The sequence below is a fragment of the Nocardia jejuensis NBRC 103114 genome, from assembly GCF_001613145.1.
GTDB lineage: Bacteria > Actinomycetota > Actinomycetes > Mycobacteriales > Mycobacteriaceae > Nocardia > Nocardia jejuensis.
In genome coordinates this window covers 60,952-74,343 of record NZ_BDBU01000016.1, presented here as the reverse complement: position 1 = coordinate 74,343, position 13,392 = coordinate 60,952, and the positions used below count along the sequence as shown (strand labels likewise).

Here is a 13,392-nt window from a genome sequence, read left to right as displayed (position 1 = left end):
TATGGCTCGGCGCTGGCTCTGACGGCGGCCGATCACATAGGTTGGTGCGCATGGCGCGGCGTGTCAGTGGAAACCTCCCCGAGGAGGTCACCAGTTTTGTCGGACGTCGCGACGAACTGGCTACCGCGAAGCGGTTGCTGCCGACGACCCGTGTGCTGACCCTGCTCGGACCCGGCGGAATGGGCAAGACCCGGCTCTCTCGGCAGATCGGTCAGCTGGTGGCGCGCGCGTTCCCGGACGGCGTCTGGCTGGTGGAACTGGCCGACCTGCACGACCCCGATCTGGTGACCCTGGCCGTCGCCGAAGCCCTGAACCTGAGCGACGAATCCGCCGCGCCGCTCCCCCGGCTCACCGAATTCCTGGCCGACAAGCGCCTGCTGCTGATCCTCGACAATTGCGAACACCTCATCGAGGCGTGCGCGACGCTGGTCGGGCGAATCATCGCGACCACCCCCGACGTTCGAGTGCTGGCGACCAGCCGCGAAGTGCTCGGTATCCCCGGCGAACAGGTCATGCCCGTCCCGCCGTTGACCGTGCCGGACTCCGCGGCCGGCGAGGACAGCGACGCGCTGCAACTGTTCATCGAACGCGCGAGCGCCGCCAATCCCGGATTCAAGGCCACCGCCGCCAATCGGGCCCTGCTGACCGAGATCTGCCTGCGACTCGAAGGTATGCCGCTGGCACTGGAATTGGCGGCCCTGCGCCTGCGCATGTTCACCCCGGAACAGATTCTGGACCGCCTCGACGACACCATGGGCCTGCTCAGCGCCGGACCGCGCACGGCGCCGCAACGGCAGCAGACCATAGAGGGCGCGATCCGCTGGAGCTATGACCTGTGCACCCCCGCCGAACAGTTGCTGTGGGAACAGCTTTCGGTGTTCGCGGGCGGCTTCGACATCGAGGCGGCCGAGGCGGTGTGCGAACTGCGCAAGGGGCAGCTGATCGACGCGCTCACCGGGCTGGTCGACAAATCTGTGGTCATGCAGCGTTACGACGGTGACGTTGCACGGTATTCGATGCTCGAGCCGATCCGGCAGTTCGCCGCGGATCGGCTCGTCGAACGCGATGACCGGCAGGCGACGCGGGCGCGCCATCGCGAGCACTACCGGGGTCTGGCGATGCGCGGACTGTCGGCGTACTCGAGCGCCGAGGATGTGGACTGGTTCCGCGAAATGAGCAGGGAGCACGCGAATCTGCGTGCGGCACTGCGCTCCGGACTCGAGGACGAGCCGCTCGAGACCATGTCGACGGTGACGGTGCTGCGGCCGTTCTGGGAACACAATCGCTTTCTGTCCGAGGGGTATCGGTGGCTCACCGATGCGCTGGAACGCAATCCGGAGCCGACGGCCGAGCGGGCGAAGGCGCTGTCCTCGGCGGCCTCACTGGCGGCGCTGCTCGGCGATCGCGAATCCGCGGCCGAATTGGTGGCCGCCTGTCTGACACTCGCGGCGGAACTGGACGACAGCGAAATCATGGCGGAGGTCTCGCTGGATCGATCGCTGCTGGCGTTCGCCGACGGCGATCGAGAGAGCGCGCTCGCACTGGGCCGGACCGCCATCGAATTGGCGGCGGCGCACGGTCAGCACGCCATCGAGATGGACAGTCACGCTTTCTCTTTCATGTGCGCCATGGTGATCGAGGCGCCGGGGCGCACCGAATTGGCCGAACGCTTCCTGGAGCTCACCACCGAACACGGCCCCCATCTGATGGGCGGCCTGGCGCTGTGGACGGTCGGCATAGACCATTGGCGGCGTGGGGATCTCGAGGCGAGCGCCGAGTTCCACGGGCGGGCCATCGAACAACTCGCACTGTTCGAGCGCTGCATCTGGCTGTCCTCGGCATTCGAGGGGCTGGCCTGGACGACGTCTGCCACCGGGGACTACGACCGGGCCGCGCGGCTGCTGGGTGCGGCGGAGACCTTGCAGCGCAGCACCATTCGGCTCGCGGACACCATCACCGTCGCGGTGGGCGACAAGGAGCGAACCAAGGTCCGGGAAGCGCTGGGCGAGAACGGTTTCCGCGCCGCGTTCGGAGCCGGCGCCAATCTGCCCCTGGACGAGGCGATCGACTACGCCCTCGGCCGCGCTCCCGCGCTGCCCCAACCGGATCTCGAACCGGCCGCGCCGAGGCCCGCCCCGCGCAGGTCCGCCGCGGTGACCGCCGAGACCAATATCCTCACCCGGCGGGAGAAGGACGTGGCCCGCCTCGTCGCCGCCGGCCACTCCAACAAACGCATCGCCGCCGACCTGGTGATCTCCATCCGCACCGCCGAGACCCATGTCGAACACATCCTCACCAAGCTCGGCTTCACCTCCCGCACCCAGGTCGCCGCCTGGGCTCACCAGCACGACCTGTAGCGAACCGCGACGGATTCGCACGGCGGCGCGAGTTCACGGCGGACCCGCGTCGGCCAGGTCTCGTCGCGATGACCGCGCGGTCACGAGCCCGATGTCGAGACGGTGGGCTCGGATCGAGGTCGGGCACGCAGTCTCACGCAGCCTCGTCCGCCGATGCCCGGGCGGGAACGCGGAGTGCGAACACCGCCCACAGGGCCGAGCCCAGGAGTGTTGCGGCAGTGCCGATTCCGCACACGAGGGTCCAGCCACCGGATTGGTACGCGATGCCCGCGGTGACCGAGCCCACGACGCCGCCGAGGAAGTAGGTCACCATGTACGCGGTGGTGAGTCTGCTGCGGGCGGCCGGGTCCAGGGCGTAGATCGCGCTCTGATTGGAGAGCTGGATGCCCTGGATGCCGAAGTCGAACACCACCAGCGCCACGATCAGGACGATCACCTGGTGCCCACCCCAGAACAGCAGCACCCAGCCGGCCAGGACCGTTCCCCACACCAGGGTGGTCACCACGCGCAGATGACCGCGATCGGCAAGCCGACCGACCACGGGCGCGCCCAGCGCACCGGCGACACCGGCCAGGCCGAAGAGTCCGATCACGAATTCGGAGTAGCCGAACTCGCCGGAAAGCTGGAACGCCAGCGCGGTCCACACGCCCGAAAAGCAGGCCATGCACAGGAATCCGAGCGCCATCCGCTGCCGCAGCACCGGGTGCACGCGGATCAGCCGCACGATCGAGGCCAGCACCTGCGGGTAGCGTTCCCCGGTCGTGGCGCGCGGGGTGACGGGCGCCAGCAGGTAGACGCTCACCGACATCACCAGCTGAATGCCCGCCGCGACGATCAGCACCGAACGCCATCCGCCCAGTTCCGCGATCGCACCGGACAGCACCCGCGAGAGCAGGATGCCCAGCAGCAGCCCGCTCATCACCGCACCGACCACCTCACCCCGCCGATCCGGATCCGCGAGCGAGGATGCCCAGGGCACCACGACCTGCGCCGCCGAGGCGGTGACGCCGGTGACGAACACGCTCCCCAGCAGCACCCCGAAGTTGGGTGCGATGGCCGAAACAGCCAGGGCGACAACCGAAGCCGCCAGCAGCGCCGGAACCATCCGATGCCGCCGCAGGAAGTCGCCGAGCGGTACCAGCAGCGCGAGACCGCACAGGTACCCGACCTGGGCGGCGCTCACCAGCAGTGCGGCGGCGGCCGTGGAGACCGACAGCTCACGCGCGACCTCGTGCAGCAGCGGTTGCAGGTAGTACATGCACGCGGCGGACGAGCCCGCGGTCACCGCGAAAATCAGCACGACCAGGCGGGTCGGATGGGTGGAGGCGGCGGTCGGATCAACGGCAGCGGCCGAATCAGCAGCGGTGGCCGAATCAGCAGCGGTGGCGGTCGGTGGAGTCACGACTACCAGCGTGCGCCGCCCGAGGGATCAATGGAAGCGATGGTTTTCGATATCGATATCTATGAAACAGATGGCAGACTCGAGGGGTGGAGATCCGTCAGATCGAGTGCTTCCTGGCCTGCTGCGAGCATCGCTCCTTCACCGCCGCCGCCCGGTCGCTGAACCTGGTGCAGTCGGCGGTCTCGACCAGCGTCGCGAAGCTCGAGCACGAACTCGGCGCGCGTCTGTTCGATCGCACACCGCGACTGCTGGAGCTGACCGAGGCCGGCCGGGCGATGATCGGCCCGGCACGGGCGATGCTGCGCGCTCGCCGCGACACCCTCGACGCGATAGACGCCACCCGCGGCCTGGTGCGCGGTGAGGTGGTGCTCGGCAACCTCATGAACATTCACACCTTCGATCTGGCCGGCGTCATCGCCACGCTGCACGAGCGCTATCCCGAGGTGACGCTGCGCATGCGCCAGAGCATCACCGGCGTGGCCGGAAACATCGCGGGTCTGCGCGACGGCACCCTCGATATCGCCCTACTGAACGGCACCACCACCGAGATCCCCGGAATCACCCTCTACCCGATCGCCCAGGAAACCCTGGTCCTGTGCACCCCGCCGGACCATCCGCTGGCCCGCCGCCCCTTCCACCCCGACGATCTCACCGATGTCCGGTTCATCGACTTCGCGCCAGGCTGGGGCATCCGCGCGGTGGCCGACTCCCACTTTCCCACCCGCCGCCCGGTGATCGAGGTGGCCGACCAGACCTTCGCACTGGAACTGGCCGCCAAGGGATTCGGCGTCACCCTCTCCGCCCGCTCCGTGGCCGAGCGAGCCCCCGGCATAGTCTGCACCGAACTGGCGAACACCCCGATCCCCTGGAAACTGACCGTCGGCCACGACTCCCAGCGCACCCCCGCCAACGCCGCCCGCACCGTCATCGACGCCCTCCGCCACCCCGGCCCGGTTCGCCCGAATCAGTAACCCACGGCGCCGTCGATCCGCTCACGCAGCAGATCCGCGTGTCCGTTGTGGCGGGCGTACTACGACTTCACAAGCCGTGGGTGAGGAAATCGATCACGGTTCGTTCGAAGGCGTCCTTGCGCTCTACCTGGACCCAGTGGCCGCAGCGGGAGAAGATTCGCAGGTCGGCGTTGGGGAGCTGGCGAGCGGGGAAGAGGGAACCTTCGACGGGGGTGACGCGGTCGTCGCGACCGTGCAGCAGCAGGGTCTGCTGCTGCAGGCCGCGCAGGCGGGCCCAGAGCGGCAGGGGCTCGGCCATTTTCGGGTTGTAGAACGTGGCGTAGGCGTCGGCCAGGGCGGCGATGTTGGCCGGGTCCGAGGCCGTCTTCAGACGCTGTTCGACCAGTTCCGGGGTGAGGACGGCGGGGTTGAAGACCATGGTCTTCAGCCATGCCAGCACATTGGCCTGCGTCGGATCGGCGTTGAACTTCATCAGGGCGTTGATGCCCTCGGACGGTTCGGGGCCCAGGATGTTCACACCGACGCCACCGGGGGCCATCAGCACCAGGCGATCCACCCGCCCCGGGTGATCCAGCGCGGTCATGGTGGCGACGCCGCCGCCCATCGAATTGCCCAGCAGGTGAGCCTTTTCCAGGCCCAGCTCGTCCAGCAGTCCGAGCACCGCGTCCGAGGCGATCCGCAGATAGTTGCGCTCGTACACCTCGGGACGGCCGCTCGCGCCGAACCCGGGCTGGTCCAGCACCAGGCAGCGGAAGTGCTGCGAGAGCGCCTGCAGGTTCGCCCCGAAGTTGGCCCACCCGGACACGCCCGCGCCGGAGCCGTGCAGCAGCACCAGCGGTGCGCCGGTACCGGCTTCGTGATAGCGCAGCTTGTGACCGTCGACGGTGACCCAGCGGGTGGTGTTCTCGGCGGTGAGAGTCATCTACAGCATCCGATCCGTGACTTCGAGACCCATCGCGCCCTTGCCGAACATGGCCAGCGCGCGCTCCACATCATTGATGGCATGCACGCTACCGGCGTGCGCGTCGCGCCAGTGCCGCTCGATCGGATTCGGCTTCTTGATGGAGTGCCCGCCGGAGTTCTTGAACAGCAGATCGATTGCCTCCAAGGCGCGTTCGGTGCCGCGCACCTGATCGCGCCGGGCGCGCAGGCGCAGCTCGAACGGGATCTCCTCGCCCGCTTCGGCATAGCGCAGCTGCTCGGCGGTGTTGCGCTCCATCTGCAGGACGGCGGCGTCGATTTCCGAAGCGGCACGGGCGATCCGGACGTGCGCGAACGGATCGTCGGACACCTTCTGACCGCCGTAGGACAGGCGCACGCGCTCCTGCTGCTTGGCGATGTGCGCGTCGTACGCGCCCTCGGCCGCGCCGATGATCGGGGCGGTGATGGTGTTGGAGAAGACGCTGCCGAACGAAATCTTGTACAGCGGAGCGGTATTCACCTGCTGCCCGGGCCCGATCAGGTTGGCCTGATCGGCGGCGCTGTACATGCGGTAGGCGGGAACGAAGGCCTTCTCGATGACGATGTCGTTGGACCCGGTGCCCGAGAGGCCGGCCACGTTCCACACGTCGTCGATGCGGTAGTCGGTGCGCGGAACCAGCACCGTGAAGTAGTCCATGCCCCCGCTCTCGCTCGGCGAGAGCGCGCCCAGGAATACCCACTGCGCGTGATCACAGCCGGAGGAGAAGCTCCAGCGACCGGACATCTCGTAACCGCCCTCGACGGCCTTCAACTTGCCGGTCGGGGCGTACGAGGACGACACCAGGATGTCCGGGTTCTCGCCCCACACGTCCTGCTGCGCACGATCGTCGAACAGCGCCAGCTGCCACGGGTGCGCGCCCAGCACCGAACTCACCCACGCGGTCGACGGGCAGGCGGTCGCGATGGCGCGAACCACCTGGTAGAAGTCCACCGGCGAGGCTTCGGCGCCGCCGAAACGGGCCGGCTGCAGCATCCGGAACACCCCGGCCTCGGTCAGCTCGGCGATGCTGGCGTCGGGCACTCGCCGCTCCTGTTCGGCCTGCACCGCCCGTTCCCGGATCGCGGGCAGCAGATCACGAACCCGGTCGAGCACCTTGTTAGTCATGCGGGTGTTTCCTCCTCGTGCGGTGGTTCCTGCACTCGACGCTATGGGCGATCGCCGTTCCCCACCGAGAAAAGTCCCGGTCAACGGAATCAGCGGGCCACAGATCGGTGCCTACACGAGCAGGTCCGCGCCTGCCTATTTGTGCGCGTACTCCCAGGTGATGTCCTCGTCCAGCGCGACCCGGATGCGCTGGGCGAGATCGGGATTCCAGTCCGGCGGCTGGGCGATGGCCGCCCAGCCGTCCAGCACCAGATCGCCGTAGCGGTGCCCGTGGCCCGAGGGGACCTTCTGCGCGTGCGCCAGATCGGCGCTGATCTGCCAGAAGGTGACGATCGGCCACCAGCGGATCGAGCGGGAGACATCGGAGCCGCGCGGTTCGCGCAACCAGTCGGGCTGGTTGAACAGCAGATCCGGCGACCACCACACGATCGGATCGGAGGCGTGCTGCAGATAGGCGACGCGTGGCTCGACCCAGGGGCGGGCGGGACGATCCAGATCCGTTGCGGTGCCGGCGAATCGAACGATCAGGCCGTCCGCGTAGATGGGCAGGATCTCCGGGGTGCCGGGATCGCGCCGCTCCTCGATCTGGGTCCAGATGCGATTGGAGTTGGGCGGGCCGACCCACAGCACGCCGTCGACGAGACTGCGAATGTCATCGAGGCCGGTGAACGCGCCCTCGGAGCCCTGCGAGCCCAAACTCTCGCCGTAGACCAGCAGCTTCGGGCGCTGTTCCGGCGGCAGCTGCGCCCAGCGCTCGTGTACGGCGTGGATGACGGTCTTACCGGATTCGATCGACTTCTGCTTGTCCGACAGGAACGACAGCACGCTGGGCAGGTACGAGTACTGCGTCGCCGCGATGGCCGTGTCGCCGCCGTAGAGGTATTCCAGCGAGCCCGCGGTGGTCGAGTCGACCCAGCCGGTGCCGGTGGTGGTCACCACCACGAGCACCTTGCGCTCCCAGGCGCGCGTGCGGTCCAGTTCTGCCACAACCAGTTTCGCGATGGCTTCGGGATCGGGTGCGGACTCGAGCCCGGCATAGACCCGAATCGGTTCGCGTGCGGGCTTTCCCGTGACCTGGGTGATCCGTTCGGCGGTGGGCGCGTAGGAGACGAACCAGCGCCCCTCCGATCCCAGGGTGTCCCATTTCGCGAGCGATTGCGGGCTACCCGAGCGCTCCGGGGAGGTCGGCTGCACCGCGAATTCGGAGGTATTGCTGTTGCGCACGCTGAACGCCGAATTCGCCACGGAGAAGAAGGCTTTCGCCAGCACGCCCTGGAACAGCAGCACCGCGACCACCGCGACGACCAGCACCGCGCCCGGTAGCGCGATGGCGCGCGGAATCCGCAGATCGAGATTGAGCATTCCGCTGATCCAGCGCACCAGCCACCGCACGCCGCGATAGGCGAAGATGACCACCGCGGCGGTCGCCGCCGCCACCAGTTCGGCCCGCAGGTAACTCGAGGTGGCCGTCGGCTCCATCCCCATCAGCACCTGCAGATCGCGCTGCCATCGCGCCGAGCGTGCCAGAATCGCGGCCGCCCCGAAGACGACCCCGAACACGATCACCAGCTTGGTGATCCGCCGGAGCCGGTCCGACGGTCGCAACACCGCACCGAGCGTCCCGAGTTCGCGGGGCAGTCGCGGCAGCACCCATTTGCGTACCGCCCACCCCACGACGCAGCCGACGCCGTAACCGATCACCGCGCTGATGCCACTGACCAGACCCTGGAACAGCCAGGTTCGCGGCAGCAACGACGGCGAGGCCGACCACGCGAAGAAGATGGCCGCGAACAGCACACCGGGATAGTTCGGCCGTATCGCGTGCTCGACGGTTTGCGCCACCTCGAACACCTTCGACAGCACGGGGTTCCCCCGCGCACCCTGTCGATGCGCACCCGCCGGACGCGAATTCGGAGCGGGCGAGTCCCCCGGCGGCAGTGCCCCGGACACCGGCGACGCATCCGACGACCGGGCTCCGGGCACCGGCGAGTTCCCGGACCGTGCACCATCGGGTCGGTCGTCCTCCGGCTGCGAGTTTCCCGGCTGTGCGGTCTCCGGCGGCTCGGTCGTCATCCCTCGAGTGTTCCTGGCCGGGCCGGTGGTGTCCGGACTCGACACGCTGCGGATTCGCCCGGCCTGTCCAGGGGGCACAGCCTGTCCAGGGGCGGCACAGCCCGTTCAGGGGCGCCACGGCGACGTGTGCCGGGTCAGGCACCGTGAGCAGCGCCCGGGCCGGGGAACGAACACCTCCCCGCGTGGTTCCGCGCATGATTCGCGGTCCAGCCACGGCACGGGCGCAGGCCGCGGCTCAGGCCCGCAAGCCTGCGCGGCTCAGGCGTTGCGGGCCGCGGCCGTGCCGGCTCGGCGGCCGAAGAAGGTGCCGTCGCCGAGCGAGGTGCCGGAGATGTAGCCGGTGCCGTGCAGGCCGTTGGCGGCGCGCCCGGCGGCGAAGAGACCGGGGATGCGGTGGCCGTCGAGATCCAGGACGTGACCGTCGAGATCGGTGTGCAGGCCGCCGAGGGTGAAGACCGACGCGCCGGTGCCCCGGCGGTCGCCCGCCTCGGCGGGCGGGCGGATGCCGAGCTTCACATCGATGGCGGCCAGGGGCGGGGTGAGGGGGCGGAGCCAGCGCGGGGATTTGTGATGGTCGAGATCGATTCCGGCGGTGGCTGATTCGTTGTAGCGGCGGATCGCGTCCACCAGCGATCCGGTGGGCAGCCCGGTCAATTGCTCCAGTTCCGACGGGGTTTCGGCGACGTGGGTGGGCTGCACGCCCCACCGCTGGTTCTCCGGGACATCCTCGAAACCCTCCTCGTCGACGATGACCCAGATGGCGGTGTCGTCGCCCGCCCAGCTACCGCCCATGTTCTGCCGGAACAGGGCCGCCTGGCCGATGCGGCCGGGATAGGTGTCCTCGTTGATGAAGCGACGCCCGACCGCGTTCACGACCATGCCGCGCGCGGCGAGGCCCGGAATCAGGGACATGCCCACCTGTCCGGCGGACATGTGCCGAACCTGCGCGCCCAGCGCCTGGCCCATCCGGATGCCGCTGCCGTCGTCGGTTCCCGCGCTGACCTTGGTGTGGCCGAGCAACTGTGGGGCGTGCGCGGCGAGCATGGCGTCGTTGTCGACGAAGCCGCCGGTGGTGAGGACGACGGCCCGGCGAGCGCGAATGGTGATCTCCCGGCCGTACCGCTTGGCGACCACCCCGATCACCGCGCCGTCCTCGGCGATGATCAGCGTGGTGGCCGCGGTGTCGAACAGCGTTGTGGCGCCCGCGGATTCGGCCGCCTCGGTCAGGCATTGCATGAGCAGTCTGCCGCCGAAATCATTGGCCGTCGGCCGATGTCCGCGCGGTGCAGGAGTGGCCGATTCGGTGAAGGGCCAACTGTTCTCCCCGAGCCACATGAGCCCGTCGTCGGTGGGTGGCACCCAGCTGGGCGCGTCCCACAGGGTCGGCTTGAACGGCACCCCGCGGTCCACGAGCCAGTGGAAGTGCTCGACGCTGCCCGCGCTGTACTCGTCGATCTTGGCCGCGTCCGCGCCCGCGCCGAGCGCCGCCTTCAGGAACGCCGCCATCGCCGCGGGGGTGTCGTCGTAGCCGCACGCGAGCTGAATCGGCGTTCCGCCGCCGAGATAGATCTCGCCGCCCGACATCGCCGACGCGCCGCCGGGCCCGCCCGCGCGGTCGATGATCAGCACTCGCGCGCCCGCTAGCGCGGCCTCGAAGGCCGCCGACGCGCCGGCCGCGCCGTAGCCCACGACGAGCACATCGGTCTCGACGTCGTAGTTGCTCACCTCGACCGCCGCACGGGGCGTCACCGAATTCCGCGATCTCATGCCTGCACGGTGCCCGCTGATACCGCCCGGACATAGCGTCCCATCTTGCTCAATGACTCCGCGATCCCGTTGACCGGGACTGTCACCCGTCGGCCGCCGATGCAATGGGGATGGTGTGTGAACGGCGTCACGTTGGTTGGGGGCGCCTCACGAGGAGGAGAGTCAATGCGGATTCTGGTCACCGGAGTCACCGAGCCGAGCGGTCGTGCCGTGGCGCGCATGCTGCTGGCGGCCGGCCACGAGGTGGTCGGTCTGGACCGGCAGCGGCACCGCTACGTCGACCCGCGGGTCGAGGTGACCGTCGGCGACCTGTCCGATGCGCTGGTCTGCGCGCGGGCCGTGGCGGGTGCCGACGCCGTCGTGCACCTGGCGGGCCGGGCGATCGCGGGGATCGCCGGGGCCGCCGCCGACGCGGGGGTGCGTCTCGTGGTTCCCGTTGCGGCGGGCCAGGATTCGAGTGTCGAGACGATCGTCGCGGGCAGCGGCGCGGACGCCCTCCTCGTGCGCACCCCGCTGGTCGCGGGCCGCCGGATCGACGCGGGCAGCTGGCGGGTGCTCGAGACCCTGGTGGGTCCGCGTGGCAGCGGCGCGCTGCAGGTCCTGCACTACGACGATCTGGAGCGTTTCCTGGTGCTCGCGGCGCTCTCGCAGCGCAGCGGCTCGGTGGCGCTGGCCGCCCCCGGTGAGGTCTCCGGCGACGAGGTCCGCGCGACCCTGCGCGACGCGGGCGTCAAATACTCCGCGTGGCTTCCCCGTTCGTCCACGCGGCGCGAGCGCCTCGATGCCACGTCCGCGCGCGAGGAGTGGGGCTTCCGCTACGGCTGGACCGCCCGCGAGACCGTCGTGGATGTGGCGCGCGGCCTGCACGGCCGCAAGGCGAACGGTTCGGGCTTGCGCGACCGTGCGGGCGCGATCGCGCTGCCCACCCACCTGGTGCCGCAGAACGCGCTGACCTCCGACGGTCATCCGCTGTTCGCCGCCGCGCCCGAGGGTCTGCAGGGCGAGTTCGACGACCTGATCGACGAGCGGATTCCGGTGCACACCGCCACCAATACCTCCGAGGCGCTGCCGGGACCGCTCACCCCGCTGACCATCGATCTGCAGGCCGGGGCCATCCGCCTCGGCAACGAGGCGATGGGCCGCATGATCGCGCTCGACGGAATCGCGTTGGAGCACTGGGTATCGCGGGTCACCTCGGTGCTCGGCCACAATATGTACATCAACGCCTCGATCGGCGTGCTGGCCGCGGACAATATGCCCGGCTGGAACGAGGAGACCATCCGCAAGGACGTCTACGGCACCATTCCGCCGGAGATTCCGTTGCAGCCCAAGGGCCGCCCACCGACCGAGGGCCGTTTCGGCACCCTGACCGCGACCGGCCGGGTGGCCGCGACCGCCCTGGCCTACCGCAAGACCGCCGAGCTGATCAATGCCGCCTCACACGCGGAAGCCCTTACCCGCGAACAGATTTCCGAGCTCACCGACGAGCAGCTGCACGCACGCGCCCTGCTGTGGCGGGACCGGCTGAACCAGGGCTGGCAGGCCGCCTCCATCGGCGTCATGATGACCGGCGCCGCCACCTCCACCCACAAGGGCGAGGTGAAGATCGACCTGGAGCGGCTCGAGTCGGCCAAGCCCATGCTCGCGGTCGAACGCCTGGCGGCGTTGTGCCGCAGGGACGCCGGACTGCACGAGGTCGCGCGCTCCGGTGACGTGGCCGCCGCTCGGGAGAAGTCCCCGGAGTTCGCCGCGGCGCTGGACGCGGAGCTGGCCAAGGTCGGCCATCGCGGCCCCGGTGAGTGCGAACTCATCAACGCCACCTTCGGCGACCGCCCCGAACTGCTGGTCACCGCCGCCGCCCGCGCCGCGGAAATGCCTGCCCCGCAACGGGCCCCGGTCCCGGAGCCCACCAGCCGGACCGCCAAGATGGCCGTCGGCGCGACCGTCTACCGCGAGCGCGCCCGCGACGCCGTCGTGCGAGTCACGCACTGCCTGCGCATGGCCACCCAGGAGCGCGCCGCGCGCCTGGTGAAGTCCGGCAAGCTGACCGCGATCGACGACTCGGCGTTCCTGACCCTGGACGAGATCCTCTGGGCCCCGGCCGATATGGCCGATCGAGTGGCGCGCCGCCGGGCCGAGCGCGCCCGCCTGCAGGAGGTCCGGATGCCGGATCTGGTGCTGGGCGACTGGGTTCCCGAACCCGCCGCCGACGCGCTGTCGGTCGGTGAGACCCTGACCGGCATCGGCGTGAGCCCCGGCGTGGTGGAGGGCGTGGTCAAGCGCGTGCTGACCCTCGACGACGATATCGAGCCCGGCGACATCCTGGTCGCCTCGGTCACCGACACCGGCCACACCGCGATGTTCGCCTACGCGGGCGCGGTGGTCACCGATATCGGCGGCGCGGCCTCGCATGCCGCGATCGTGGCGCGTGAGTTCGGCGTCCCCGCCGTGGTCGACACCAAGATCGCCAGCACCGCCCTGGCCGACGGACAGCGGGTGCGGGTGGACGGCGCGGCCGGCACCGTCACCCTGCTGGCCGACATCACCCCGCCGGCCGACGCGGAGTAACCGCCGAACCCCATAGACAGAGCCATCCGACGCCCCGGGCACCCTGCGCCCGGAGCCGGGAGTCGCACGCCCACAAGGCGATCCGATTCGTTCACGGGGCACACGTGAGCGGACCGGCGGCTCCCATCCGAGAACCGGGCCGGGACCCACTACCCGGTTCGTGATTGA

General features: G+C 69.6%; 8 protein-coding genes and 1 pseudogene. 3 read left to right on the top strand and 6 right to left on the bottom strand.

The features are described 5' to 3' along the window. Nucleotides 1-50 precede the first annotated feature (50 nt). Nucleotides 51-2,357, top strand: coding sequence for a LuxR C-terminal-related transcriptional regulator (locus tag NJ1_RS12380; protein WP_067692208.1), 2,307 nt, complete (start codon nt 51-53; stop codon nt 2,355-2,357). 133 nt (nt 2,358-2,490) lie between these two features. Here NJ1_RS12380 and NJ1_RS12375 read toward each other — a convergent pair whose 3' ends face one another. After that, complete coding sequence (locus NJ1_RS12375) at nt 2,491-3,759, bottom strand: MFS transporter (RefSeq protein WP_084478064.1); 1,269 nt, start codon at nt 3,757-3,759, stop codon at nt 2,491-2,493. An 86-nt stretch (nt 3,760-3,845) separates the two neighbouring features. Here NJ1_RS12375 and NJ1_RS12370 point away from each other — a divergent pair, with 86 nt between their 5' ends. After that, entirely contained in the window at nt 3,846-4,730 is an 885-nt protein-coding gene (locus NJ1_RS12370; protein ID WP_067692205.1) for a LysR family transcriptional regulator, read from the top strand. Here NJ1_RS12370 and NJ1_RS40450 read toward each other — a convergent pair. The 5 genes and pseudogenes from NJ1_RS40450 to NJ1_RS12350 form a co-directional block, all read right to left on the bottom strand. Then, nucleotides 4,724-4,789: pseudogene (locus NJ1_RS40450) on the bottom strand (mycothiol transferase); the annotation flags it as partial. The gene NJ1_RS12370 and the pseudogene NJ1_RS40450 sit on opposite strands and share 7 nt — an antisense overlap. A gap of 8 nt (nt 4,790-4,797) precedes the next feature. Next, on the bottom strand, nt 4,798-5,652 hold the full coding sequence (locus tag NJ1_RS12365; RefSeq protein WP_067692202.1) for an alpha/beta fold hydrolase: 855 nt from the start codon (nt 5,650-5,652) through the stop codon (nt 4,798-4,800). After that, the gene (gene hsaA / locus NJ1_RS12360) at nt 5,653-6,816 is read right to left on the bottom strand and encodes a 3-hydroxy-9,10-secoandrosta-1,3,5(10)-triene-9,17-dione monooxygenase oxygenase subunit (RefSeq protein ID WP_067692199.1); all 1,164 of its coding nucleotides are present in this window, start codon (nt 6,814-6,816) and stop codon (nt 5,653-5,655) included. It lies immediately after the preceding gene. A gap of 135 nt (nt 6,817-6,951) precedes the next feature. Then, on the bottom strand, nt 6,952-8,658 hold the full coding sequence (locus tag NJ1_RS12355; RefSeq protein WP_245717349.1) for an alpha/beta hydrolase: 1,707 nt from the start codon (nt 8,656-8,658) through the stop codon (nt 6,952-6,954). Nucleotides 8,659-9,147: 489 nt separating this feature from the next. Then, nucleotides 9,148-10,656 carry an FAD-dependent oxidoreductase gene (locus NJ1_RS12350; protein WP_067692197.1) on the bottom strand — a complete coding sequence of 503 codons (1,509 nt, stop codon included), beginning with the start codon at nt 10,654-10,656 and terminating at the stop codon, nt 9,148-9,150. Between the two features lie 165 nt (nt 10,657-10,821). Here NJ1_RS12350 and NJ1_RS12345 point away from each other — a divergent pair, with 165 nt between their 5' ends. After that, on the top strand, nt 10,822-13,224 hold the full coding sequence (locus NJ1_RS12345) for a PEP-utilizing enzyme (RefSeq protein WP_067692195.1): 2,403 nt from the start codon (nt 10,822-10,824) through the stop codon (nt 13,222-13,224). The last annotated feature ends 168 nt before the right edge of the window (nt 13,225-13,392 follow it).

Bases quoted from the DNA above. Each gene is read 5' to 3' on its own strand.
- NJ1_RS12380 (WP_067692208.1), top strand. From the start codon at position 51: ATGGCGCGGCGTGTCAGTGGAAACCTCCCCGAGGAGGTCACCAGTTTT.
- NJ1_RS12365 (WP_067692202.1), bottom strand. From the start codon at position 5,652: ATGACTCTCACCGCCGAGAACACCACCCGCTGGGTCACCGTCGACGGT.
- hsaA (WP_067692199.1), bottom strand. From the start codon at position 6,816: ATGACTAACAAGGTGCTCGACCGGGTTCGTGATCTGCTGCCCGCGATC.
- NJ1_RS12350 (WP_067692197.1), bottom strand. From the start codon at position 10,656: ATGAGATCGCGGAATTCGGTGACGCCCCGTGCGGCGGTCGAGGTGAGC.
- NJ1_RS12345 (WP_067692195.1), top strand. From the start codon at position 10,822: ATGCGGATTCTGGTCACCGGAGTCACCGAGCCGAGCGGTCGTGCCGTG.